The sequence below is a fragment of the Paenibacillus koleovorans NBRC 103111 genome (assembly GCF_004000845.1).
GTDB lineage: Bacteria > Bacillota > Bacilli > Paenibacillales > NBRC-103111 > Paenibacillus_AA > Paenibacillus_AA koleovorans.
The window spans coordinates 1-25,074 of the sequence record NZ_BIMA01000048.1 but is presented as its reverse complement, the minus strand read 5'-3'; the positions used below and the strand labels follow the sequence as shown (position 1 = coordinate 25,074).

The following is a 25,074-nucleotide window of genomic DNA, read 5'->3' as shown; positions in this document are numbered from 1 at the left end:
CGTTTCCGAGCCAATAACGATACAGGCATCACCTTATTTTCCCGCAGCAGCAGCCTTTCGCTCCAATAACGATACGACATCACCTTATTTTCAGCAACGCCCCTACGGCCGTCCTCATGGACGGTCTTTTGCATCTGAAGGCCGGTTAGTCGGCTTTTTCGATTTATCACTTTTTGTTAAGCAACCGAACAAACCGTGAACAACTGAACATAGTGACCCACAATATATGTCGGGAATCTGAAATCCTAGCAATATCGGTAAGGCGGGACAAGCTAATCTGCTATATGATTCTACGTGAGCTAGCCAAACCTTTGATGAAAGGTGTTGACTTATGCAGTTCCTATCCAGAAAGTGGTTGTCTCTCGTTCTTGTCTTAGCGATGTTGTCCTCCTTGTTCCCGGCCCTCGTCTCCGGCGAGACGGCGTCCGGCGGCGTCCAGCCCTTCTTCGCTCCGGCGACGACTTCGGGCAGCGTAGACGTAGCGCTTTACCCGATGGAAAACGTGAATGCCGGCGACACGAAGCTGGTCACATTCGGGGTTCCTTTTCCCCGCGGTTCCGTCGCTCCGGCGGACATCGCCAAAATCCGCGTGCTCAAGGGAGGCGTGGAAATCCCCGCCTATGTGGAAATGCAGACCCCTTGGCGGCATCTGACGAATGCGACGCTCGACGGCGCTTCCGTCCGGATCGCCCGCATCCAGATCCAGTATACGTTTACCGCCGCATACCCTAATGCGGAAACCATTACCGTAGAGTGGGGCACCACCAGTCGCACGAAAACCATCCCGACCCTCGCCGATCCTCGCAGCGCCTGGCATCAGGTGACGAGCGGCACATTCGTCGCGGCCGACAATGTATGGGAGCCGGATGTGTACGCGGTGCTGCCTAAGGCGTTTCTGGCCCAAGGCGTACTGAAGGGGACGCGCATGACGCCTTTGGACGACAGCGTGAGCGAGACCCGCTCCGATCCGGCCGTTATGGACGCGACCGAGCATTGGCCGGGCTTCACGGAGATGGAGCATGCGTTCAAGAACAATTTTTACACAATGATCAATGAAGACAACCCGAACGTATCGGCCGCCAACCGGACAAGGTACAAGCTCGGAGAAGTCTCGACCGCTTACGATACATGGCTGTACGACCGATCTTCCACTATGTTTACCTTGTATATGCGGAACGGCTCGTTGAAAGCGCTTCGCGAGGCGGTCCGAAGCACCGACTATTACAAGTCCCAATTGTACAGAGGAGATACCGTTCCGGTCGAAGCGGTCGGCTTGTTCAAGCTGAAAACCCCGGATCCGAACAACAGGGGCGGCGGCAACGGCTCCATGTACAGCTACAACGAGCCGCTTGCTTACAGCTACTGGCTGACGGGCGACAACAATGTGCTCGAGTACATCCCTTGGGTGGTGAACGCCCATGAGAAAAACGCGGGGACGAACCGCTGGTCGCCAAGCCTGAACGGGTGGACGGAGCGGCATACCGCTTTCCGGCTGCTGGCCAATGTGATCGCTTATGAGGTGACCGGCGACAGCGCGTACAAAACGAACGTGCAGACGCAAACCGGCGACTACATCTGGCATCAGAACGGCGCCGACGGAGCGATCCCGGTCGAGAGAGTAGATGGCGGGCTGTACCACTTGGGCAGCCAGCATTTCGAAGGCGTCGCCACCGACTTCATCGCCTCTCCATGGATGTCGGTCCTGAGCGCGGATGCGATGGTGCGCGCCTATGCGGTAACGGAAAGCACCGATATCGCCAATTTCGTGAAGCGGTTAGGCAACTTCATCGTCAGCGCGACGGATGTCGATCCGTATCATCAATACGATCTATATCCGGGCCCTCTGCGTTATCCCGATTATTTGTCCAAGATCGACGGAACCCCGGATGCGGAAGTAGGAGGAAGGGGGAGCGCGAGCAATCCGTTCGGAGGCACGGGCATCGAGCATAATCTCGAGGTCGCGATGGCTCTGCTCTGGTCGGAATACTTCAATCAGCAGCAAGGCGGCGCGCCGAACGGTACGATGCTGCAGGCGATCCGTGAGCTGTACGAAGGCTACGACAACGGCGTCAACTTCTGGATTCGTCCGCAAGCGAGCAATTCAGTGAACACGAGCTTCCGGGTCAATCCTTTGCGTAAATGGGCGTGGGAGCATCGCGTCAGCGGCAGCTTCGGCTGGCTGGGCGAGCAGCTGTCGGTGCTTTCTGCAGGGGTAGCCGATCTCAGTTCTCTTACTACCAGTTCCGGCATGCTGTCACCCGCTTTCGACCCATACAAGCTACAGTACTCGCAATCTGTTGCCAATGGCGTGAGCACAACGACGGTAACGGCGTCGGTATACACTCCGGGGGCGTCGGTGACGATCGGCGGTCAGCCTGGCTCGTCGGCGACAATTCCGCTGTCGGTCGGCACCAATGTTATCCCGGTAGTCGTCACCTCCCCTAACGGGAACGCGTCCAAGACGTACACAATCGCGGTCACTCGCGCGGAATTGATACTGGCCACTGGCGCGCCTGGAACCCCGGTTTTGTCCCACAACAACGGGCACAACAATGGGCTGAAGGACGGCAGCTATACGGTTACGATGAACTTGTGGTGGGGCAACAACGCGACGGCTTACAAGCTATATGAAAATGGAGTGCTGATCGAGACAAAGGCATTGCGGGATCTCAGCCCTGGCGGTCAGCAGGTGCAAACGAGCATCAGCGGCAAGCCAAATGGAACGTATGTGTACAGTTGCCAGTTGATCAATTCGTTTGGCGTGACCTCCTGCTCGCCGCTCACCGTAACCGTGTCGAACGCCACGCCGGGAACCCCGGTATTGTCGCACGACAACTGGGACCGCAACGGCGAGTACAACGTGACGATGAACATGTGGTGGGGAACGAACGGCACGACGTACCGGTTGTACGAGAACGGAGTGCTGATCGATACGAAGCCGCTCTCCGCTAACTCGCCGAACGCCCAGTCCGCCGTGACCCGAATCACGGGAAAAGCTCCGGGCACTTACGTGTACCGCGCCGAGCTGGCCAACACTGCCGGCTTTACGGCGAGCTCGACGATTACCGTTTCCGTGCAATAGCGATCAATCAATAGCAATAGCCTGCCTCCCGCACGTTCCCGTTCCCCGGGGATGTGCGGGAGGCTTTGTGTTGGTTAGGAACTATGGAAGTTGCGAATGGGTGGAGCTTCTGGATTTGGTTCGAGCGCATGAACAGGCTTATATGAGGATCGCGTTCCAGACAAATCCTTCGGCGCTTTCGACAAATACGGATGCACCGCGCTTGACTATAATGAAAGCGTATACCAAAGGAGGAACGCCCATGATCGCCAGGCTGCTCGCACGATGGTCCCATAAGCGCAAATGGTTCGTCTACTCGCTGCTGATCAGCATTACGCCGGTGCTGGCGTTCGGCTTGTTCGCCTCCTACATCGTGTCGCGCAGCATGCAGCAGGAGGTCGACCGCAACCATCTGACGGCGCTCGGTCAAATCCAGGGACAGCTCGACCAATTTATGGCGAACGCGCAGCTGGCCTCGATCGCCGTGGCGTCCGACCCGGTCGTCGAAGCCTCGATCCGCAACGGTCCTTCGCTGAGCGACCCGACCGAGCGGTTCCGGCTGAAGGAGACGCTGTCCAAGCTGACCAGCTTCTCGACCGTCAAATATGAAGTCTCCCTCATCTATAAGAAATACGATTATGTCTACTCCAGCGCCTATTCCTCGTCGAGCTACGGCGACTCGGCCTTCAAGCCGATGCTGGAGCAGGCGCAGCCCAAATTCAACGCCCCGTTCTGGATTGCGCCGCAGACGTATCCGCGGCAGACCGAGCTGCTGCTGTTCCGGCCGGTGCCGCTGTACTCGAGCTACTCCGACGGGGCGGTCGTGATCCACATCAGCGCGCGCAAGGCCGCGCAATTCCTGGAGAAGCTGCCGCTCGGCGGCAACAGCTTGATCTACATCGTCGATGCGCGGGGACGCATCGTGATGGGCCGCAGCGAGGACGAGATCGGTCGGGAGCTGAGCTCGACGAGCAGCCTGTACGAGCTCTGGCAGCGCCGAGGCAGCGTGATCGATACCGTGTCCTGGAACGGTTCGCCCTATCGGTTGTCGGCGCGGCCCGCGAGCGGCGAGGACGGCTGGACGCTCATGATCATGACGCCGATGGCCGAGCTGACCTCCAAGTCCGACGAAATCCGCCGCACGACTTGGCTGTTCGCCGGAGGGATGGCTTTGCTCTGGTGTCTCGTCGCCTGGATCGGCTCCAGACGGATGAGCGTGCCGTTCCAGCAATTGAACAACCAGCTGCGCGAGCAGCTGCCGTTCACGCGGGAGGGAGTGCTGCATCGGCTGCTGCAGGCCGGCGACTCGCGCGAGGATGTGCGGCGTCTCCTCACGCAGCTCGGGTTCCCCGCGGAGCCGGCCGCCTATGTGCTGGCGCTCGTCACGATCGACGAGGAGGCGCGCGATCCGCAGTGGGCGCTCACCGATACGGCCGTACGGCAGGCGACGATGCGCGAGCTGAGCCTCCGGCTGACCGAGCGGTGCGCGCCGGGGACGCCTTGCCTTGCCGCGGTCCAGCCGAACGGCCGGATCGCCGCGCTGCTCGGCACCGCCGACTGGAGGCACGCGCTCGAGACGGCGCAAGGCTGGCAGCGGAGCGTGGAGCAGGCGTACCCGTTCACGATCAGCGCCGCCCTCGCCGCGCCGAAGAGCGACTTCACGCAGCTCCCCGCCAGCCTGCAGGAAGCCGAGGCGCTGCTCGCCTACAAAGTGTCGCTCGGACCAAACAAGCTGCTCACCGAGGAGCGGGTCCGCGAGCTGAGGCTCGACCAAGCCTCCAAGCAGAAAATATGGGTCGAGCAGGTGCTTGCCTACATCCACCGCGAGATCGAGCAGGACGTCACTCTCCAGCAAGCGGCCGACAGCGTCCGGCTGTCCGTCTCCTATCTGAGCCGGGTGTTCAAGGAGGAGACCGGTACGACGTTCAGCGACTATGTGACGCATTACCGGATGGGGCGCGCCAAGGAAATGCTCGAAGCGTCCGATGTCCCCCTGCAGCATATCGCAGAACGGCTTCGCTACTCGACGGTGCAAAATTTCTCGCGTATTTTCAAGCAGACGTTCGGCGTGCCACCCGGGGAATACCGCAAACGGATGCAAGAACGGCGAAACGACGCCTAACAGCCCGCAAGCCCCTTTCCGCTGCTCCCAGGCCGACATCCTGCATATCCGCCAACCCGCGCCACGCAAGGAAAGTATCTGCAGGCGAAGCCCCTGTATCCTCGCTTGCAGCGCCGAATAGCAAAGGAGCATTGCCGGTTAACATCGGCTCTATTACATTGAGTGGTGTAAGCGGTATCAATTCCAATAGTTGAAAGGGGACCAAACGAACAATGAGCAGAAGAGTCCAAACATGGGCCGCCGTCACCGTCACGACGCTCGCAGCAGGCATGATCCTATCCGCATGCGGAGGCAGCGATCCGGAGATCACGACAGGCGACTCGGGTGCCAAGAGCGGCGAACCGGTGAAGAAGGACATTAGCATCATCTTGTCCCACGCCGGCAACGCCTACGCGCAGGAGGAGTACAAGGGCAAGGACGATCCGTATGTGAAGGAAATGTCCCGCCTGTCCGGCTACAATCTGAATGTAGAGATTCTGAACCACGGCGACGCCTATGCCCAGCAGCTGACCGTTCGTTTCGCCTCCGGCGAGCTGGCCGATTTGGTCCGCACGGACAGCATCAACTCGACGATTCACCCGGGCGCGCTCGAGCAAGGCGCATTTACCGACTTGGGGCCGCTCATCGACAAATACGGGCCGAACCTGAAGAAGAGCATTCCGAAGGAAGCCTGGGAAAGCTCCAAGGTAAGCAAGGACGGCAAAATTTTCGGCATTCCCGCGATGACCGCCATGACCAACTCCAGAGTGGTCATGATCCGCCAGGACTGGCTCGACAAGCTGAACATGAAGACGCCGGTGACGGTGGACGACTACTTGGCCTTTTTCGAAGCGGTCAAAAACAATGATATGGACGGCAACGGCAAGAAGGACGAATACGGCTTCTACGTGCGGGAAAATTTGCAGTTCTCCGATCTGTTTTTCAACGCGGTGGGCGTCAATCCGGACCTGTGGCAAATGAAAAACGGCCAAATGACCCCGGGCATCATCATGCCGGAAATCAAGGAAGCGATCAAGTTCTGGAAGATGCTGTACGACAAAGGATATGTCAATCCCGACATGTTCACGAAAAAAGCGACGGACTGGTCGGCGGACATCAAGAAGGGCAAAGGCGGCCTCTGGGCGCATGAAGTGCCGAACTACACGACCGGGTACCTGGCGGCGCAGTTCCCGACTCAGCCGGGCGCCAAGGTCAGCATGATCGCGCCTCCGAAAGGACCGAAGGGCTCCGGCCTCGTGGGCAAAAACGACGGCATCTACTTCGTCTGGGTGATCCCGTCCAAAACGAAAAATCCGGAGGAGGTCATCAAATTCCTCAACTGGGCCTGGTCCGATGAAGTGGAAAATTTCCTCTCGTTCGGCGTAAAAGGGTCCAACTACACTGAAGAGAACGGGCAAGTCAAGTACGATTCGGAGTTGCCGATCAACAAGAACAAAAACGCCTTCTCCTTCCACCGCCTCATTCTGAACCCTCGCGGAGACGGCCGGATGCTGACGAAGATCGTCGACGCCGGCCCGGAGCCGGATAAAGTGAAGGCGGCGATGAAGCTCGCCGAATCGACCGCGGTCGACCATGCCAGCTTGAACATGCCGATTCTCGAAGCGTTCAAGACGCGGCCGGAGATCAACATTATGCCTGGGCCGCTCGCTGGAGGCACCCTGTTCCTCGACATGTTCGCGAAGGTCGTCACCGGCAAGGAAGAGCTCGATCCGGCGTTCGACAAGTTCGTGGCCGAGTGGAAGAAGCGCGGCGGCGACGAGGCGATGAAGGAAGCGACCGCTTGGTACAACAAGACGAACAAAAAATAAACCGGCCGAAGGGCGAGAGACAACATGCTGAAAAAATGGCAAAGCTCCGATGCGATTGCCCTGTGGATCATCGCATTGCCCGGCATTTTGCACTTCCTCATCTTCAAGTACATTCCTCTGGGGGGCAATCTCATTGCCTTCCAGAATTACAGCATGTTCAAAGGCATTCTCGACAGCGACTGGGTAGGCTTCGACCACTTCGTGCGCATGTTCACTTATGCGGAGTTTTACCAGACGCTGCGCAACACGCTGCTGCTTAGCCTGTATTCGATCGTCTTCGGCTTCCCGGCGCCTCTCCTGCTGGCTCTGCTGCTGAATGAGGTTCGCCTCGGCTGGGTGAAGCGCCCGGTGCAGACGCTGCTTTATTTGCCCCATTTTTTGTCGTGGGTCATCGTGGGCGGGTTGTTCATCAATGTGCTCTCGATCGACGGGGTGTTGGGCATCATGCTGCAAGGGCTCGGCGTGAAGCCGGTCGATTATTTGACGGAGCCGGGGCTGTTCCGGACGGTGCTCGTGTCGATCGGCATCTGGAAGGAAGTCGGCTGGGGCATGATCATCTATCTCGCAGCAATCGCGGGCATCAACCCGCAGCTGTATGAGGCCGCCATGGTGGATGGAGCGGGCCGCTGGCGCCGGATGTGGTCGATCACGCTGCCTTCGCTCCTGCCGGCGATCGTCGTGCTGTTCCTGCTGCGCATCGGCAATGTGCTCGATTCCAACGTGGAGCAGGTGCTGGTATTCCTGAACCCGCTCGTCCGAGAGACTGGGGAGGTCATCGACACCTATGTGTACCGGGTCGGGCTGCTCAGCTCCCAGTTCAGCTACACGACCGCGATCGGCATGTTCAAGTCGGTCATCGGCTTGCTGCTCGTCATCCTTATGAATCGGCTCAGCAAGAAGCTGACGGGCGAAAGCATCTACTAGCGGAAGGAGGAGGCTCGTTTGCCAAGCTACAAGTCCGATCGGATGTTTCACATTTTCAACAATACGCTGCTCCTGCTTCTCTCCGTCACCATGGTGCTCCCGATGCTCCATCTCGCCGCCGTGTCGCTCAGCAGCTCGGTGTATGCGGAGGCGAAGCTCGTCTATTTGTGGCCCAAAGGGTTTCATCTCGGCGTGTACAATTCGCTGTTCGGCATGGAGACGCTGTGGCGGGCGATGGGGGTCAGCGTGTACATTACGGTTGTCGGGACGCTGATTTGTTTGGCGCTGACGTCGACTCTCGCCTATGCGCTGTCGCGGCCGCAGATGAGAGGGCGGGGCTGGGTGCTGAAAGGTATCATCGTCACTTTCATTTTCCATGCGTCTTTGATTCCGAATTTCCTGGTTGTCAAGGCGGTCGGGCTGGACAACACGCTGTGGGCGCTAATGATTCCGGGGGCGCTGGGGGCGTTTAATGTTATTTTGATGAAAACGTTTTTCCAAAACCTGTCGCAGGAGCTCTACGACGCCGCCAAAATCGACGGCTGCAGCGAGTACGGCAACTTCGCCCGAATGGCGCTGCCCTTGTCGTTGCCGGTTGTCGCTACGGTTGCGCTGTTCCATGCGGTAGCGATGTGGAATTCATATTTCTCGGCGCTCATCTTTATCCGGAAAAAGAATTTGATGCCGATCCAGGTCGTGCTGCGCAACACGGTGATGAACGACCAGCTCAGCTCGCTCGCAGGCGCCAGTACGCTCGAATCGATCTCGGTGACCCCGGAGATGATGAAGGCAGGGATTGTGCTGTTCGCGACGCTCCCGATCCTGATTGTGTATCCGTTTATTCAGAAATACTTCGTCAAAGGCGCCATGCTGGGGTCGCTCAAGGAATAGCGATTGTTTATTAACGATTCTGCGTTCCCCGAGCAACCGTTCCAGCCCCCGCTAGCCTTCGCCGCCGGACCGCCACTGCTTGCGAAACGCCAGGGGCGTAATCCCTTCGAGCTTCTTGAACGTCTGGATGAAATGCGACACATAGTCGAAGCCGCTCTGCCCGGCCACCCAAGAGACAGGTCGGTCGGTGTCGCGCAGCCATGCCTTCGCTTGGTTGATGCGAACCGCCAGCACGTAGTCGTTCGGCGTGAGGCCATACGCCTTCTTGAACTCGCGGGCCAGATGGTACTTGCTGATGCTGAACGTCCGGGCCAGCAAATCGAGTGTGACCGGCTCCTGGTAGCGGGCGTTCAGAAACTCCGCCACTCCTGCAACCGACTCCGGCACGGTGAAGCCGCCGAAAGCCGCCCCGTGAGCCGCCGCACGGTCGGAGTGAGCATGCAGGAGCAGCTGCGTAAGCAGCTGCACGATGAGGCTGGAGCCGAGCAGCTCGGTGAGCGCATGTTTCGTCCGGTGCAGCTCCAGCAGCTCCCTCAAGTGGTCGGCGATGGGCGAGCCGGTCGGCAGGTCCATGACAGGCGACCCGCCGTTCTGCTCCAGGAACGAGGCGAAGTATCGTGCCGCGGACTCGCCGCTCACGTGCACCCAGAGCAGCTCCCATAGCTGACCCGGATCGGGATCGGTCCGGTATGTTTGATATTCCATGCAGTCGATGAAGAACACCTGTCCCGCCGTCAGGATATGGTCGACGCCTCGATAGTGCAGATGCCCTCTGCCCGCGACCGTATATACGATGAGAAGCGATTGAAGTTTCCGTCTCTCTGTATAGTACTGAGCGCGCGTCCGAAAATGCCCAATTTCCTGCACATAGTAGAACATCGATTTCGCCTGGGGGCTCGGGGTGTGGATCAGCCGAATCGAGTCCTCGCTATAGTCCAGCTCCGCTTGCACATAATAGCCGCCGTTGTCGTTTGGGCTCATTTTGTCACCGCTTTCATGGATAGCAATATATTGATATTTTTGCACATGATACTCGTATCCCGCCTTCTCCTGCCTGTGCGATGATTATATCACGATTGGCATATTTGTAGGGGGAGAAAGGATGGGGAGCGGAGCATGTGGGATCCGATCAAACCGGCGAGAAAAGCTAGAATCGGCTTGTATTCCATCGGCTTGCGGGCGTACTGGAGCCAGTTTCCGGGGTTGAAGGAGCGGCTGGAGGAGTACGGCCGATTTCTGGAAAAGGAGATGGCGCGGCTCGGCGCGGAAGTGTACAATTTCGGCCTCGTCGATACGGAGGCGGAAGGGCGCTGTGCCGGCGAGTGGCTGAACGCGCGCAACGTCGATCTCGTGTTCTGCCACTCGGCCACTTATTCGACGAGCTCGACCGTGCTGCCGGTGCACCAGATTTGCAAGGCGCCTGCGGTCATTCTCAACCTGCAGCCGACGGAGCGCATCAACTACGAGCAGACGACGACCGGCGAATGGCTGGCGCATTGCGGAGCTTGCCCGGTGCCGGAGCTGTCGAACGCCTTCAACCGGGCGGGCATTCCGTTCCGCGTTATCAACGGCCTGCTCGGGTTGAGCTATACGCCGGCCATCTCGCTGACGAACGAAGTGACCGCGGAACGGGCGGAAGCCCGCCGCGCCTGGACGGCGATCGAGGAATGGATCCGAGCCGCTTCGGTCGTTCGCACCTTGCGGCATAGCCGGTTCGGCTTCCTCGGCAATACGTACAGCGGCATGCTGGACATGTACAGCGACTTCACGATGCTGCAAGCCCAGCTCGGGCTGCATGTGGAGGTGCTGGAGATGTGCGACCTGCACCGGCTGTTCCAGGCCGTCACGCCGCAGGAGACGGCGGCCAAGCTGGAGGAGGTGCATGCGATGTTCCAGATCAGCGGCGATTCGCCGTCCGATCCGATCGCGCGCAAGCCGACTGCGGAGCAGCTCGAATGGGCGTGCCGCGTCGCCGTGGCGCAGGAGAAGCTTGTGCGCGAATTCGATCTCGACGCGCTGAGCTACTACTACCACGGCGCGCCGGACTACGAATACGAGCGCATCCAGGGCGGCTTCATCGTCGGGCATTCGCTGCTCACCGCGCGGGGTATCCCGTGCTCCGGCGAAGGCGATCTGAAGACCGCGGTCGCGATGAAGATCGCCGACATTGCCGGCCGAGGGGGCAGCTTCTCCGAGATCGTCGTGGTCGATTACGTCGACGGGACGATCTTGCTCGGACACGATGGCCCGTTCCATGTGGCGATCTCGGAGGGCAAGCCGATTCTGCGCGGGATGGGGCTATACCACGGCAAACAAGGCACCGGCGTCTCCGTCGAGGCCAAGGTGAAGACCGGCCCGATCACGACGCTGAACGTCACCCAGACCGGCGACGGCAAGCTGAAGCTGATCAGCAGCGAGGCGGAGTCGACGGACGGTCCGATTATGCGCATCGGCAATACGCAGACGCCTGTCCGTTTCCGCGTCGACCCGGACACGTACATGGAGCGCTGGTTCGCCGAAGCGCCGACGCATCATTGCGCGATGTCGATCGGACACAATGCTTCTCTGTTCGTCAAGGTGGCCCAACTGCTGCCTTGCGCTCATGTCACGCTTTAATCAGAGAAGGGAGCGGTCATCGGCTATGGAATACGCATCGTTCATGCTGAAGATTCGTCCGGAGGATTATGAGGAGTACAGGCGCCGCCATGAGCGGGTCGATCCCGAGCTGGAGGAGCAGTTCCGGCTGGTCGGCATTCGCGCGTATCACATTTATTTTCACGAGGGACTGCTGTTCGCGCATATGGTTGCAGACAATTTCAGCGAAGCGATGGATCGGTTGGCGGAGCATCCCGCGAATGTGAAGTGGCAGCAATATATGAGCGATATGCTGCTGCTGTGGGAGGAGAACGGGGCTACCGTGAAGGAGCTTCAGCCGGTGTATCGGTTTGTTCCGTGAGGTGGGAATGGGTCAAACGGCTTGGACTGCAAGTTGGAGGGAGATAGCGGCATCTCGAATGATAGGCGAAAATAGCGGAAATAAAGGGGACACATTCCTTGAGAATGCGTCCCCTTCATCATTCTATACGCAGAGATCCGGTATTTTCCCGTAAAATTCCCAAATACCCGATTGACACAAAATACGGGCGGTGCTAATATACTCAATAACATAGTAAGTTTATCGGAATAATATTGATTGTCTACCGGACAGCCGGAGCACGCTCAAACGTAGAATTGGATCGATAAACTGACGTGGATTTATAATCAATTCTTATCTAAAGGGAGAGTTATCATTATGAGTTATTCGAATCCAACATCCAGCTCCACATCCAACCAAGTGCTCCGGTCTATTCGCAAATGGTCGATTACGACCGCCCTGGTCGCCTCGCTCGTCGGGCTGACCGCCTGCGGCGGAGGCGGAACCGCCGGCTCCAAAACCAACGCATCCGGCGGCAGCGCGGCGCCTGAACTGAAGCCTGTAGAGCTGCTGAATGTGTCCTACGACCCTACTCGTGAACTATACCAAGAATTCAATATATCCTTCGCGAAGTACTGGAAAGAGAAGAAGAACCAAGTCGTCACGATCAAACAATCGCACGGCGGCTCCGGCAAACAAGGACGCTCCGTCATCGACGGGCTGGAGGCGGACGTCGTGACGCTGGCACTAGCGTACGACATCGACGCGATTCAAACCGCCGGGCTGATCCAGAGCGGCTGGCAAGGCGAGCTTAAGAACAACAGCTCTCCGTACACATCGACGATCGTCTTTCTGGTGAAGAAGGGCAACCCGAAAGGAATCAAAGACTGGGACGATCTCGTGAAATCAGGCGTGCAAGTCATCACCCCGAACCCGAAAACATCGGGCGGCGCGCGCTGGAACTACTTGGCGGCCTATGGATACTTCTACGACAAGAACGGCAAGGACGAGGCGAAGGCCAAGGAGTCCCTGCAAAAGCTGTTCAAAAACGTGCCGGTGCTCGATTCGGGCGCACGGGATTCCACGACGACGTTCGTGCAACGCGGAATCGGCGACGTATTGCTCGCTTGGGAGAACGAGGCGTTCCTCTCGATCAACGAGTTCGGCAAAGACAAATTCGAGATCGTCTACCCATCGGTCAGTATCCTTGCAGAGCCACCTGTCACAATTGTAGATAAAGTCGTCGACAAGAAGGGGACGCGCGAGGTAGCGCAAGCCTATCTGGAGTACCTGTACACGGAAGAAGGCCAAAATATCGCGGCTAAAAACTACTATCGTCCTCGCCTCGAGTCGGTGGCCAAGAAGTATGAAGCGCAATTCAAGAAGCTGAACCTGCTGACGATCGACGATCCGCTCTTCGGCGGCTGGACGAAAGCTCAGAAGACGCATTTCTCGGACGGCGGCGTGTTTGACCAAATTTACAAGCCTTAAGGATAAACCAGAGAGGCTAAACAAAGCGGGATTCTGCGGACGGGACGGCGACCAGCGCGAGCCAGAGACAAGCGACACTTACTGGCAGCAAATCGGCGGTCAACCGTCCCGCGTGGGGATTCTTGAAGCGGGGAGAACGTACTTATGGCCAGATTGGCTCGCAAGCGCAGCATTATTCCTGGATTCGGCATATCGATGGGGTTCACGATCCTATACCTGAGTTTGATCGTGCTCGTGCCGATTTCTGCGATTTTTATCAAGACGTCCGGTATGGGCTGGGAAAAGTTTTGGGTTACGGTGACCGATCCTCGAGTCATTGCGGCGTATAAAATCAGCTTCGGGACGGCGTTCGGTGCCGCGCTGGTAAATTCCATATTCGGCTTTATCGTTGCGTGGGTGCTCGTGCGGTACACATTTCCCGGCAAAAAGCTGATCGACGCCATGGTCGACCTCCCGTTTGCCTTACCTACAGCAGTTGCAGGGATTGCACTGACAACGATCTATTCGCAGAACGGCTGGGTCGGCAAGCTGCTGGAGCCGCTCGGCTTCAAGGTGGCGTTCACGCCGCTCGGCATCATGCTCGCCTTGACATTCATCGGCCTGCCGTTCGTCGTGCGGACGCTGCAGCCGGTCATTGAAGAGCTGGAGAAGGAAGTCGAGGAAGCGGCGGTCAGCCTCGGCGCGAATCGATGGAGAACATTCCGTCGCGTCCTGTTCCCGCAATTGCTTCCGGCGCTGCTGACGGGCTTCGCGCTTGCATTCGCCAGAGGCGTAGGCGAGTACGGCTCGGTCGTCTTCATCTCGGGCAACATGCCGATGAAGACGGAGATTGCGCCGCTGCTCATTATGACGAAGCTGGAGCAATACGACTATCTGGGAGCGACGGCGATCGCGATGGTCATGCTCATCATCTCGTTCATCCTGCTCTTGATCATCAACTTCCTGCAATGGCGGACGAATCGTCACGCCGTGACGGTATAGGGGGCGAGTCGACAATGGCCGGTTATGTGACGACAGTTCCCAAGAACGCTTCAGGTCCCAAGCTTCACAAGTCCACAATTACACATACGACGGAGCCGCGGTTGGTCCGCGTCCTGCTAATTACCATAGCTCTGCTGTTTCTTGGATTTCTGCTTATCCTGCCGCTTGTGAGCATCTTCGCAGAGGCGTTCCGCAAAGGTGTGGAAGTGTATATGGCGGCGCTCGTTGAAACAGATGCAGCCGCCGCGATTCGGCTGACGCTCACCGTTGCGGCGATCGCGGTGCCCGCGAACTTGATATTCGGCATCGCGGCCGCATGGGCGATCACGAAGTTCCGCTTCAAAGGCAAAAACGTACTGATTACGCTAATCGATCTGCCGTATGCCGTCTCACCCGTAATCGCGGGCCTCATCTACGTGCTGCTGTTCGGCGCCCATGGCTGGTTCGGCCCTTGGCTTGCGGCTCACGACATCAAAGTCATCTTCGCGTTGCCGGGTATTGTGCTGGCTACGATCTTCGTGACCTTCCCGTTCGTGGCCCGGGAGCTGATCCCGCTCATGCAGGCTCAGGGGACGCAGGAGGAGGAGGCCGCCGTCACGCTCGGTGCGAAGGGCTGGCGCATCTTCTGGCGAGTCACTCTGCCCAATATCAAATGGGGGCTGCTCTACGGTGTGATCCTCTGTAACGCGAGAGCGATGGGAGAGTTCGGTGCCGTCTCCGTCGTTTCGGGACATATCCGCGGCTCGACCAATACGGTACCGCTGCATATTCAAATCGTGTATAACGAATATAATTTCGCCGGGGCGTTCGCGATGGCATCCCTGCTCGTGCTGCTTGCCGTTGTGACCCTGGTAGTGAAAAGTATTGTCGAGTGGAAATTTCAAGACCGGCATAGCCGCGAGAAGGAGTAACCCGCCATGCATATCGAAGCCAAACACTTGACGAAAAGCTTTGGCCATTTCCAAGCTACGAAGGATATCAGCTTCGGCATTGAGAAAGGAAAGCTGATCGGCCTGCTCGGTCCGAGCGGCGGGGGAAAGACAACAGTGCTGCGTTTGCTCGCCGGCTTGGAGCAGCCCGATTCGGGCGATATCCTGTTCCACGGCAAACGGGTCAATGACCTGCCTCCTCAGCAGCGGGGCATCGGGTTCGTGTTCCAGAACTACGCCTTGTTCCGCCATATGACCGTGTTCGAAAATATCGCCTTCGGGCTGCAGGTGCAGAAGCGGACGAAGGAGCAGACCAAGGCTCGCGTGAACGAGCTGATCGAGCTGACCGGGCTGAAAGGCTTCGAGAAGCGGCTGCCGCATCAGCTGTCCGGCGGACAGCGCCAACGGGTCGCCTTCGCCAGAGCGATTGCTCCGGAGCCGCAGCTGTTGCTGCTCGACGAGCCGTTCGCGGCGATCGACGCCAAGGTGCGCAAGGAGCTTCGCACTTGGCTGAAGGACATGATTGATCGGGTCGGCATTACGACGATCTTCGTCACGCACGATCAGGAGGAAGCGGTAGAGGTGGCCGACGAGATTATGATCATCAACGCCGGGCGATTGGAGCAGCAAGGGACTCCGCTCGAGATTTATTCGCATCCGGAGACCCCGTTCGTGGCCGGCTTTATCGGGGAGTCGAATCAGGTAGAGGAGCCGTCTCGGTTGAAAGGCTTCGAGCAGCCGCAGCTGACGAACGCCAAGGCGATGATCCGCCCCGAGTTTATCGAGGTAGGTCGGCCGAACGAGGTTTCGCTAGCCACTGCATCCGAGTTAGGGACGGTGCGCAACGTGTATTTTCGCGGCACGAATTGGCAGGTAGAGGTAGAAGCCGGCGGCAGCCGCCTGTTCGCTTACCGCTCGATGGAGCTGCCGGTGCTGCAAGCGGGCGACGAGGTGCGGGTACTGATCCATCGGATTTATTTGTTCAATCAGAACGGGCATGTCATGCAGGAAAATGGATTGAAGATCGACCCGATGCCGGTCCATATATAAGCGAGGAGGAGTTGGAAATGGCGAAACCGTTGGAAATCGACGAGCACTGGGCGGATCGAATCGTCCAAAGCGTCAATGGGTTGGAGTACGGTACGGTCCAAATCGTCGTGCATGACGGCCGGATCGTGCAGATCGAACGGACGGAGCGCAAGCGGTTCGATGCCGCTTCGAATTCTGCCGCCGCCACCGCCGGGAACACCGCGAAACGGACAAAAGAAAAGCCTCAGCCGCAGGCATGAGGATGGGGAGACAGCAGCGATGCTGTCTCTTTGGATAGTAAAGAAACTATAAGTGCAACACTCGGGGATCCGGGATCATGCTATTGCACCCGCAACCCCAGAAATGGTGGTTCCGACCCCCAATAACGGTATGGCGGGGGTAACGCTATTGGGCCGCAACAGCGCCGGAACGGCGAAATAGCGTTACGCGAGAGCGTTATTGGTCTGACCCTAGTCCGATTTATTCGGACTGCGTGGGGGGAGCGAAGGGTGAAGCGGTCTCTAGTCCGAATTTTCCCAGTTGCAGGGCCGGTTCCGCACGCTCCCTCTGGAAAATGCCGCTCTAATTCGGGCGATTCGGACTACAGAGTCTTGCCATTATTCGTCGTCGTGCGTATCGTGCTCCCCGGGGTACCCTCCGCGGTCCAATCCTTCGTGCAGCTCCCGGTTCTCATACGTGAAAGCGCTGGTCGAACGTTGGCCGCGCCTCCATGGCGTGCTTTTCCCGAGCGTCTTGGAAATGATGCTGCTGCCAAAAGGCCCTTCGGGAAATTCCTCAACCGCCAAATCGTTCCGCTGCGATTCTACCGTCGCCAAATCCGAATAGGCATCTCGCTCCTCGTATAGAAAACCTTCCTCTACCTCCGCGTGCGGCTGCATTTGCTCCTCTTCTTCGTGCATAGGGGTTCCTCGCTTTCTGCCGATTGGGTCCTGTTTGCTAGTTTGCCACAGCCCGCCTGTCGTTATGTAACATTTCCGTGAAAAAAAGAAGCCCCACCCACCGGTGGAGCCTCGTTTAACTATTGCCATCCTAAATATCCGTAAAATGAATCATGCCGATGACTTCCACCAGAAACGAGCGAAGCTCCTCCGCTTGCTCCTCGTTTAGCCTGTATACGTGTTCCAGGTATCCCGGCTCCTCCAGATCGTCCGGTCCGAGAATGGCCGTGCGCCCGGACTGGATGTCGGTAACGAGCTTTTTGCCGTAAAACCGGTTGGTCGACGTAATGGCGAGATCGAACCGCTGCAGCGACTCCCCGACGAAGCAGACGAAGCGGGTAATCGTATCTTCTCTATGATCATATAAAAAATCGAATTCGGCAGACATCGCGAGCCCCTCCTAGTCAAACATGCTCTTGATTATACATGATGCGGGTCCGATCGGCAAAGGAAAGCAGGCTCACTCGTTGTACCAAGGGTTGATGTGAATCAGCACTTCGTCCACCTGGGAATCGGCATCCATGACGGCGCGTTTGATTTTGCGGCTGACGTCGTGGCCTTCCTGGATCGACATTTCGCCTGGGATGCTCACTCGCAGATCGACCAGCACGTAGTGTCCATGCTCTCTCGCCCGCAGGCGATCGATTCGCTTCACCTCCGGAATCGCCTGGATCAGGCTGGTGTATCGCTCGATTTGCTCCTGCTTCACATTTTTCTCCATCAAGACGTCGACCGCTTCTCGACCCATATCAACGGCCAGCTTCATCACGAGGATCGAGACGATAATACCGGCAGCCGGGTCGCCATAGACGAGGTAGGGCAGTTCGTAAGCTTCGCCGATGAGTGCAAGCCCGATCCCGATGACGGCGGCCAAGGAAGCATACACGTCCGCCAGATGATCGTAGGCGGTGGCGAGCAGGCTTTTGCTGTTGACGGACTTGCCTATTCGCAGCGTGTACAAATACAGCCCTTGCTTCCAGACGAGCGAGACGACGGCGGCGACCAATGCGAGCCAATGCGCTTCCGGAGCCGGGCCGAGCAGGGCGGCGACGGAGTGATAGCCGGTCCAGATCGCGGCGAGCGCCAGGATGACGGCTACGAAGCTGGCCCCGAGCACCTCGGCTTTGCCATGCCCGTAAGGGTGGTCGTCGTCCGCAGGCTGGTTGGAAATGCGCATCGCGCCGAAGGCGGCGGCCGAAGCGATGACATCCCCGGCGTTATGGATGCCATCGGCGATCAGCACTTGACTTTTGAACGTGACGCCGATGATTATTTTAATGAAGGTAAGTAGAAGATTGCTGATCAGACTAAGCCAGATGGCCAGCCAAGACTGTTTCTTTTCTGCCTGCACAATTTGTTCCCCCTGCCATCATTATTTCCCTAAGGAAACAAAAAATCTTCAACCGGGTAGGTTGAAGATCTTCAATTTTTTGCGCCATATGCGATTGTCCGTGTACCGTCGCATCGTACTCATATGCATTCCGCCATTTCGCCTGCTCTTAATAATCAATTTATGTTACCATAATGCAGACGGTCTAGGCAACCGGCAGGGCATGTCTGCTGTCTACGCCAGTTGTCGCACATTTCCGAAAAGAGTCGAATGATCGGCGTCCTGCCCCTTGTAAGGGATGGAGGAATATGGTATATTGGTCGTAATCATCAACCAAAGGGGAAGCACCTCTTCTACGTGACGTAGGAGGGGTGCTTTTTTGCGTCTGGCGGATGGTATAAATTAGGCCCGGGAGGCGAGCGAGTTATGAATTTAGTGTTTCTGAACAGCTTCGAGAAGCAGGGGGAGGACAAAAGCGTCACATCCGCGCAGGTGTCTATTTCCGAGCAAGGGGGCGAATGGTCGGTCGATTGGCACGAGATGGGCGGAGATTTGAATCCGACCCGCATTTGCTGGTATACCGGCTCGAATTGGAGCGAGATGATGCAGCAGTTCCGCAGCCAGTTGCAGGCGAAGCGGAGCGAAGGGTTCCGGGCGATGGTGGAAGCGACGGGCGAGTATAGCTTCCTGGCGGGCGGCAAAACGAGGACGCTGCAGATGCTCCAGTATTACAGCGAGCTGAACAGCCGCGAGGAGCTGTTCCAAGAGCTGCGCAAGTGGCGAAATGAGCAGGCGGCCAAGGAGAGCAAGTCGCCGTTCATCATCGCTTCGAACCGGATGCTGCGGATGCTGAGCGCGTTCGTGCCGCGTACGGTCGAGGAGCTGCGCATGGTGCCGGGCTTCGGCGAGTACAAGACCGGCTTGTACGCCGAGCCGATTATGCGGCTGACGGCGGTTGTTGAGCGGGATACGCTGTTCCCGCTCGATTGGGTCGCGGACCGGATCGACCCGGCCGGCTTCGAGGATTGGCTGCGGCAGCAGTGGGACCTGCGCGCGAGGAGCGAGGCTGAGCGCCGGGAAGCGCGGCTGCGGCTGCTGGAGGCCGCGGCGGAAGGGCTCGAGCTGGCTGCGGTGCAGCAGCGGCTGAGCTTGCCGTCGCGGGAGCTGCTCTCGCGCATCGAGGAGCTGGACAAGGAGGGCTACGACATGGAGCCGCTCATCGATTCCGCCCTGCGCGGCGTTCCGCAGGCAGAGCGGGAGCAGGCTTGGCAGGCGTTCGGCGAAGCCGGAGACCGGTTCCTGAAGCCGATCGTGACGCGGCTGTACGGGGCGGAGCACGAGCTGTCAGGCGCCCAGCTGGAGCGGACTTACGAGTGGCTGCGGCTGCTGCGGCTCCGCTACCGCCGGGCGGTGGCGGCCGGCGGGGCATCGGGCGCGCAGGCGCAAGCGGCAGGAGCCGCAGGAACAGCAGGAGTAGCTGCGGGAAAGGCCCCGCTAGGGTCGCTGACTGCGGAGCAGTCGGCTTAATTCGGTTGACGATGACGGTGGCAATTGCAGTGGCAGACTAATGGAATGGGGGGATGATGGGGGATAGCAGCAGTGTATATGTGAAAGGGGGAATGAGCATAATGGAAAACCCGCGACCATGGGTGGTCGCGGGCAGTAAAAATAAGGAAAGACTGGTGCTAATTCGGCACGTGAGCAGCAGGTTGAGCGGGTGTTGGTCCAATTTTGGACTAATTCGGCTCGGGAACAGTGTTTGCACGGGAATTAGTCCGTTTTGTCGCTAATCTGCAGCGGACAGGTGGCGGATTCAGAACCAGTCCTTGCGCTTGAAGAAATAAAACATCGAGCCGCCGGTCAGCACCATAAAGCCCAGCACCATAAAGTATCCGAAACGCGTTTGCAGCTCCGGCATATGTTCGAAGTTCATCCCATAGATTCCGGTGATAATGGTCAGCGGCATGAAAATCGTCGTCAGCGCGGTGAAGATGCGCATAATTTCGTTCGCGCGGTTCGCAACCGAGGACTGGTAAGCTTCCCGCAAGTTCCCGACGAGATCGCGGAACGTCTCGAATGTCTCCGTAATTTTCACGGCGTTCTCGTAGATGTCGCTGAAATACTTTTGCAATTGATCGTCGATCAACTTGAGTTCCTTTTTGTTGAGCGTCCAGATGACGTCCTTTTGCGGCACGAGCATTTTCTTCAGCCACAGGATTTCGCTGCGCAGCCCGACGATTTCGTTCAGATGGGATTTCTTCGTATGAATCAAAATATCTTCCTCGAGCAGCTCGATCTTATTCTCGATCCGGTCGCCGACGCTGAAGTAATTGTCCACGACCATATCGACGAGATGATACAGGAATCGGTCGGCCGAATTCACTTCCTCATCCCATAGAACCGGTTTGATTGAGCGAATCTCGTTGATTTTTTTGCGGGTGACGGTGATGATGGCATGTTTGAACAGGAAGATGTTCAGGGCGCGCAGGAAAATTTCCTCGTCGTCATACCGGATGCTGTTAATCACAATAAAATAGTGCGAGTCATAAATTTCGATCTTCGGCCGCTGGCCCTCTTCGGACAAGCAGTCCTCGACGGCAAGATCATGCAGGTTGAACAGAGGCTGGAGCATCTCCAGGTCCTCCACGTCCGCGTCGATCCAATAAAAGCCGTTTTCCGGCGGGATGAGCATTTGCAGTGTGTCTTCGATCGGTGTGAATAAGCCGTTTTGTACGAGGCGTACTTTCATCGTTCAATCCCCCCTTAGCAGTTTCCCCCAATAGGATCGGTTTCAGCAGAAAATTGGAAATAAGCATCACGCGCTCTCGCGGATCTCGACATTCATCCGGGGCGCATCATGCTGCAACCGATGCAAGCAGTGCCATGTCGGCACTAAACTGCTATAGAGGGACTGTGGTGAAACCGCGAGGGGCATCGCAAGCGAACTTCAGTCAGTAGCGGGTAAGGCCAAAGAAGACTGACGAGGCGCACGCAGCGGTCGAACGTCCTGCTCTAAGCAGTTTATGGGTCGGCTTGGGTCGGTCTCCGTCCATGCGGCGCTTCCTCCTTTGGTTCCATTCTTGGCGAATGATACGATTAGTGATGGTGCTTTGTGAGAAAAAGTACAAGTCCATGGGACCCATCTAGTATAACCTTTGATTGATCCAGTGCACAAGACGTAAAATGTTAAGATTATCATGAAATCATCATATGCTCCTCTTGCGGGATCGGTGCTGTCAGGGGTAAGCTTCCTCGGTGAAGGCGGTTTGCCGGAAGTCGCTTGGCGGCATGCCTTTGCGTTGCTTGAACAGCCGGGCGAACGTCTTGTAAGAGCCGTATCCGACTTCGAGCGCCACTTGCTCCATCGTCATGTCGGTAGAAGCGAGCAGGGCGCAAGCATGCCGAATTCTTACGTCGTGCAGCACCTGGAGGAACGTTTGGCCGGCATGCCGTTTGAACATTTCGCTCAAGTGGGACACACTAATATGGAACGTCGCGCAAAGTCCGGGCAAAGAAAGCTCCTCCTGATAGTGCATGTGAATGTACTGAATGACGTTCCACAAGGCGCGCTCACCGTGAACCGGATTGCCCGAAGGGATGACGGGCGAAGCTGAACCGGCCAGCTGCGGATTGTCCGAGCGGCGCTGCCGGTCGAAATGGACGAGCACCTCCATCAGCTTGGCCCTCACCATCGCATTTTTCCATAGCCCCTCGGTATGGAATTCTTCCATCAGCTCGTCCAGCAGACGCCTCATTCTGAGCTGGGCTTGGCCGTGAAACTGCACATAGGACGGAAGGGTGCTGGAGTCGCCGATCAACAGATCGCGGAGGCCGTAGGCCGGATCGGGTCCCATCAATAGGCTCATGGCGAATTCGGCATTGTACAGTTTCAGGCAAGAGCCCGGATCCGTCTGAAATTCATGCACCTGATAAGGAAGCACGAAGGTGAAGCTGCCTGGTTCTTTGCGGTACCGGATGCCGTTGATCCACTCCCAGCCCGAGCCCTCGAGCACATAGGAGCACTCCAGAAAATCGTGCCGATGTGCCGCATACCCGCGAAGAATCGTATGAATGCTGAAGTGCAAAGGCAGCTCTCTTTCGCCGTTCCGGTGTAAACGTAGATATGTAGGGAAAACGGTCATTTGTCGATTCTCCTTCCGGTTCTGGCGGCCGTAATTTTTGGGGTGCTTTCCGTAAAAAATGTCGTGCACTTGGGTTCGATTCATTTTATCATAGGCGATAGAGTTGATGAACTAGCTTTCCAACCCAATTTTCCTATAATCATTGGAGGTCATCTCATTATGAGCGCAAGCAGAATTCGCGTAGGCGTTATCGGAGCAGGCAATATCGGCAATGTGCATTTGGCGGGGTTCGTGAAGGAAACGGAGCTGTGCGAGGTAGTCGGCGTTACGGATACGTTCCTGCCGCTCGCCAAGAGCCGTGCGGAGCAATATGGCATTGCTAAAGTATACGAAAGCCCGGAAGAGATGATCGCTAGCCCGGATATTGACGCGGTCGTCATCTGCGTGCCGAATGCTTTCCATGCTCCGCTGGCCGTCAGCGCGATGGAAGCGGGCAAACATGTGCTGCTCGAGAAGCCGATGGGAATTAGCGCCGATGCTGCACGAGGTATTGTCCGCACCCAGGAGAAGACCGGCATGACGCTGATGGTAGCGCATCAGATGCGCTGGGAGCCGCTGGCTCTGCAAATCAAGGAGCAAGTGGACAAAGGCGAGCTGGGCCGCATCTACACCGCCAAAGCCGGCTGGTATCGCCGCAAGGGTATCCCGGGCTGGGGCACCTGGTTTACGAAAATGTCGGAAGCCGGCGGCGGTCCGCTGATCGATATCGGCGTACACATGCTCGACCTGTCGCTGCACTTGATGGGAAGCCCGAAACCGGTTGCGGTCTCCGGAGCTACTTATTCCGAGTTCGGACCGAATCGCAAAGGGATCGGCACTTGGGGCAAGCCGAACTGGGACGGCTATTATGATGTAGAGGACCTGGCGACTGCTTTCATCCGCATGGAGGACGGTTCTTCCTTAACGCTGGAAGTGAGCTGGGCAGTTCATATGGATACGGACAATACGCCGTTCATTCACCTGATGGGGACGGAAGGCGGCGTGGCGCTGCACGGGTCGAAGGGCAAGTTCCTCACAGAGAAATTCGACCAGCCATTGGAAGTCGAGCTGAATGCTCCAACGAACGACGCAGGCTCTCGCACCCGGTTGACGCAGCATTTCCTCGATTGCGTACAAAATGGCAAAAAGCCGCTTACCGATGTGATGACGGGTTTCACGAACAACCTGATTCTTGGAGCGATCTACGAGTCATCCCGTACGGGCAATGAAGTGAAGCTGGACTGGAGCTACTAAGCGAATAGGAGGCTGAGGCAGGATATGGCGCTGACAAGAGGATTGACAAGAATGGGACTGGGCGATGTCGGGTCGAATGAGCGGTTCGTCAAGCTGGCACGGGAGTACGGCTTTCAGGCGGTGGATCTGAATGACGTATTGGGCTGGGTCGAGGCGGAAGGCAAAGAAACGGCGCTTGCTGTTTTGGCGGAGACTGGCGTAGCCATCGGCTCGATCGGCTTGCCGGTCGAGTGGCGCTCGACCGAGGAGCGGTTCCGCAGCGACTTGACGAAGCTGGCCGCTACGGCGGCGGCGGCGGCCGAGTTAGGCTGCACGCGCTGCTGCACGTATGTGCTGCCGGCGACGGACTTGAACGCGGCGCACTTCATGGCGCTGGCCACGCGGCGGCTGCGTACATGCGCCGACATTCTCGGCGCCTACGGCATCCGCTTCGGCCTCGAGTATGTAGGGCCGCATCACCTGCGCACGCGCTGGGCGAATCCGTTCGTCTGGACGCTCGACCAGACGAACGACTGGATCGACGCGATCGGCGCGCCGAACGTCGGCCTGCTGCTCGATTCGTACCACTGGTACACGACGGGACAGACAGCCGACGAGCTCGCCGCTCTGCGCGCGGACCAAATCGTGCACGTCCACATCAACGATGCGCCGGATGTGCCGGTGGAGGAAGCGCTCGACAACGGCCGGCTTTATCCGGGCGAAGGCGTAATCGATTTGCCGGCGTTCCTGCAGGCGCTCCAGCGCACAGGCTACTCCGGGCCGATCTCGCAGGAGATCTTGACCCAGTCGCCGCCGACAGCGCCGGCCGAAGAGCTGCTCAGCCGCTCCAAGGCGGGCTTCGACAAGGTGTTCGCGGCTGCGGGACTTTAAGATTTTGTAAGGACGTTAGGCAAGGAAGGCCCTTCGGGGCCTTTTTTTATGGTTTCATTAAGAAAGTATAAGTTTTTTGGGGCGAACCCAAAGGTTTCCCTCTTTAGGGACGGAGACAACGGCCTCCATTGTCCATTGTGATGTAGTCCGACTTTTCCTGACTATGGGAGGCATCCGCTAAATGTAAGGGTGCTCCAGTCCGAGTTTACCCATTTACAGAGGCGTTATTACGCACCTCTTACAGAAACCCCCGCTCCAATTCGGCAAACTCGGACTGAGGAGCCTAATCTGCCTAGGAGCGGCCTTGCAGTCCGACTTTTTCGGACTGCATCCAGTGGTTATGGCGTTCGGGGACTGGGGACAGGTTGACAAGGAATCCGTCTTCAAGGC

Annotated in this window: 21 protein-coding genes; 15 read left to right on the top strand and 6 right to left on the bottom strand. The window is 57.7% G+C overall.

Annotation, left to right across the window (positions count from 1 at the left end; translation table 11 throughout):
• The first annotated feature begins 331 nt into the window (after nucleotides 1-331).
• From PKO02S_RS17010 to PKO02S_RS16990, 5 genes are all read left to right on the top strand, one after another.
• Entirely contained in the window at nucleotides 332-3,082 is a 2,751-nt protein-coding gene (locus PKO02S_RS17010; protein ID WP_127584996.1) for a cadherin-like beta sandwich domain-containing protein, read from the top strand.
• 241 nt (nucleotides 3,083-3,323) lie between these two features.
• Nucleotides 3,324-5,183, top strand: a complete 1,860-nt coding sequence (locus PKO02S_RS17005; RefSeq protein ID WP_164821506.1) for a helix-turn-helix domain-containing protein — start codon at nucleotides 3,324-3,326, stop codon at nucleotides 5,181-5,183.
• Between the two features lie 212 nt (nucleotides 5,184-5,395).
• Nucleotides 5,396-6,991 carry an extracellular solute-binding protein gene (locus PKO02S_RS17000; RefSeq protein WP_127584992.1) on the top strand — a complete coding sequence of 532 codons (1,596 nt, stop codon included), beginning with the start codon at nucleotides 5,396-5,398 and terminating at the stop codon, nucleotides 6,989-6,991.
• A 24-nt stretch (nucleotides 6,992-7,015) separates the two neighbouring features.
• On the top strand, nucleotides 7,016-7,915 hold the full coding sequence (locus tag PKO02S_RS16995) for an ABC transporter permease (protein WP_127584990.1): 900 nt from the start codon (nucleotides 7,016-7,018) through the stop codon (nucleotides 7,913-7,915).
• Between the two features lie 18 nt (nucleotides 7,916-7,933).
• Nucleotides 7,934-8,806 (top strand): carbohydrate ABC transporter permease, encoded by an 873-nt coding sequence (locus PKO02S_RS16990; RefSeq protein WP_127584988.1) that lies wholly within the window; start codon nucleotides 7,934-7,936, stop codon nucleotides 8,804-8,806.
• A gap of 51 nt (nucleotides 8,807-8,857) precedes the next feature.
• Here the strand turns inward: PKO02S_RS16990 and PKO02S_RS16985 are convergent, their stop codons facing one another.
• Nucleotides 8,858-9,787, bottom strand: coding sequence for an AraC family transcriptional regulator (locus PKO02S_RS16985; RefSeq protein ID WP_127584986.1), 930 nt, complete (start codon nucleotides 9,785-9,787; stop codon nucleotides 8,858-8,860).
• A gap of 135 nt (nucleotides 9,788-9,922) precedes the next feature.
• Between PKO02S_RS16985 and PKO02S_RS33300 the strand changes: the two genes are divergently transcribed.
• The 7 genes from PKO02S_RS33300 to PKO02S_RS16950 all read left to right on the top strand — a co-directional run bounded on the left by PKO02S_RS33300 (nucleotide 9,923) and on the right by PKO02S_RS16950 (nucleotide 16,410).
• On the top strand, nucleotides 9,923-11,422 hold the full coding sequence (locus PKO02S_RS33300; protein WP_127584984.1) for an L-fucose/L-arabinose isomerase family protein: 1,500 nt from the start codon (nucleotides 9,923-9,925) through the stop codon (nucleotides 11,420-11,422).
• Nucleotides 11,423-11,447: 25 nt separating this feature from the next.
• On the top strand, nucleotides 11,448-11,762 hold the full coding sequence (locus PKO02S_RS16975) for an L-rhamnose mutarotase (RefSeq protein ID WP_164821505.1): 315 nt from the start codon (nucleotides 11,448-11,450) through the stop codon (nucleotides 11,760-11,762).
• 336 nt (nucleotides 11,763-12,098) lie between these two features.
• Nucleotides 12,099-13,211, top strand: a complete 1,113-nt coding sequence (locus PKO02S_RS16970; RefSeq protein ID WP_127584979.1) for a sulfate ABC transporter substrate-binding protein — start codon at nucleotides 12,099-12,101, stop codon at nucleotides 13,209-13,211.
• Between the two features lie 144 nt (nucleotides 13,212-13,355).
• A complete protein-coding gene (gene cysT / locus PKO02S_RS16965; protein WP_127584977.1) occupies nucleotides 13,356-14,192 on the top strand; it encodes a sulfate ABC transporter permease subunit CysT in 837 nt (278 codons plus the stop codon).
• 14 nt (nucleotides 14,193-14,206) lie between these two features.
• Entirely contained in the window at nucleotides 14,207-15,103 is an 897-nt protein-coding gene (gene cysW, locus PKO02S_RS16960) for a sulfate ABC transporter permease subunit CysW (RefSeq protein ID WP_127584975.1), read from the top strand.
• A gap of 6 nt (nucleotides 15,104-15,109) precedes the next feature.
• The gene (locus tag PKO02S_RS16955; protein WP_127584973.1) at nucleotides 15,110-16,171 is read left to right on the top strand and encodes an ABC transporter ATP-binding protein; all 1,062 of its coding nucleotides are present in this window, start codon (nucleotides 15,110-15,112) and stop codon (nucleotides 16,169-16,171) included.
• A 17-nt stretch (nucleotides 16,172-16,188) separates the two neighbouring features.
• Nucleotides 16,189-16,410 carry a YezD family protein gene (locus PKO02S_RS16950; protein WP_127584971.1) on the top strand — a complete coding sequence of 74 codons (222 nt, stop codon included), beginning with the start codon at nucleotides 16,189-16,191 and terminating at the stop codon, nucleotides 16,408-16,410.
• A gap of 357 nt (nucleotides 16,411-16,767) precedes the next feature.
• Here the strand turns inward: PKO02S_RS16950 and PKO02S_RS16945 are convergent, their stop codons facing one another.
• The 3 genes from PKO02S_RS16945 to PKO02S_RS16935 all read right to left on the bottom strand — a co-directional run bounded on the left by PKO02S_RS16945 (nucleotide 16,768) and on the right by PKO02S_RS16935 (nucleotide 18,460).
• The gene (locus tag PKO02S_RS16945; protein WP_127585038.1) at nucleotides 16,768-17,049 is read right to left on the bottom strand and encodes a hypothetical protein; all 282 of its coding nucleotides are present in this window, start codon (nucleotides 17,047-17,049) and stop codon (nucleotides 16,768-16,770) included.
• A gap of 151 nt (nucleotides 17,050-17,200) precedes the next feature.
• Complete coding sequence (locus PKO02S_RS16940; protein ID WP_127584969.1) at nucleotides 17,201-17,497, bottom strand: DUF3055 domain-containing protein; 297 nt, start codon at nucleotides 17,495-17,497, stop codon at nucleotides 17,201-17,203.
• 72 nt (nucleotides 17,498-17,569) lie between these two features.
• Nucleotides 17,570-18,460, bottom strand: coding sequence for a cation diffusion facilitator family transporter (locus PKO02S_RS16935; RefSeq protein ID WP_127584967.1), 891 nt, complete (start codon nucleotides 18,458-18,460; stop codon nucleotides 17,570-17,572).
• A gap of 405 nt (nucleotides 18,461-18,865) precedes the next feature.
• On the opposite strand from PKO02S_RS16935, the gene PKO02S_RS16930 reads away from it, so the two are divergent.
• A complete protein-coding gene (locus PKO02S_RS16930) occupies nucleotides 18,866-19,966 on the top strand; it encodes an HRDC domain-containing protein (RefSeq protein WP_127584965.1) in 1,101 nt (366 codons plus the stop codon).
• 286 nt (nucleotides 19,967-20,252) lie between these two features.
• Here the strand turns inward: PKO02S_RS16930 and corA are convergent, their stop codons facing one another.
• Together corA and PKO02S_RS16920 are read right to left on the bottom strand one after the other, a co-directional pair.
• Nucleotides 20,253-21,188 carry a magnesium/cobalt transporter CorA gene (gene corA, locus PKO02S_RS16925; protein ID WP_127584963.1) on the bottom strand — a complete coding sequence of 312 codons (936 nt, stop codon included), beginning with the start codon at nucleotides 21,186-21,188 and terminating at the stop codon, nucleotides 20,253-20,255.
• 487 nt (nucleotides 21,189-21,675) lie between these two features.
• Nucleotides 21,676-22,581, bottom strand: coding sequence for a helix-turn-helix domain-containing protein (locus PKO02S_RS16920; RefSeq protein WP_164821504.1), 906 nt, complete (start codon nucleotides 22,579-22,581; stop codon nucleotides 21,676-21,678).
• Nucleotides 22,582-22,740: 159 nt separating this feature from the next.
• Here PKO02S_RS16920 and PKO02S_RS16915 point away from each other — a divergent pair, with 159 nt between their 5' ends.
• Together PKO02S_RS16915 and PKO02S_RS16910 are read left to right on the top strand one after the other, a co-directional pair.
• Nucleotides 22,741-23,814: a Gfo/Idh/MocA family protein gene (locus PKO02S_RS16915; protein WP_127584959.1), complete on the top strand. Its 1,074-nt coding sequence runs from the start codon at nucleotides 22,741-22,743 to the stop codon at nucleotides 23,812-23,814.
• 30 nt (nucleotides 23,815-23,844) lie between these two features.
• Nucleotides 23,845-24,684, top strand: coding sequence for a sugar phosphate isomerase/epimerase family protein (locus PKO02S_RS16910; RefSeq protein ID WP_127585036.1), 840 nt, complete (start codon nucleotides 23,845-23,847; stop codon nucleotides 24,682-24,684).
• Nucleotides 24,685-25,074: the final 390 nt, after the last annotated feature.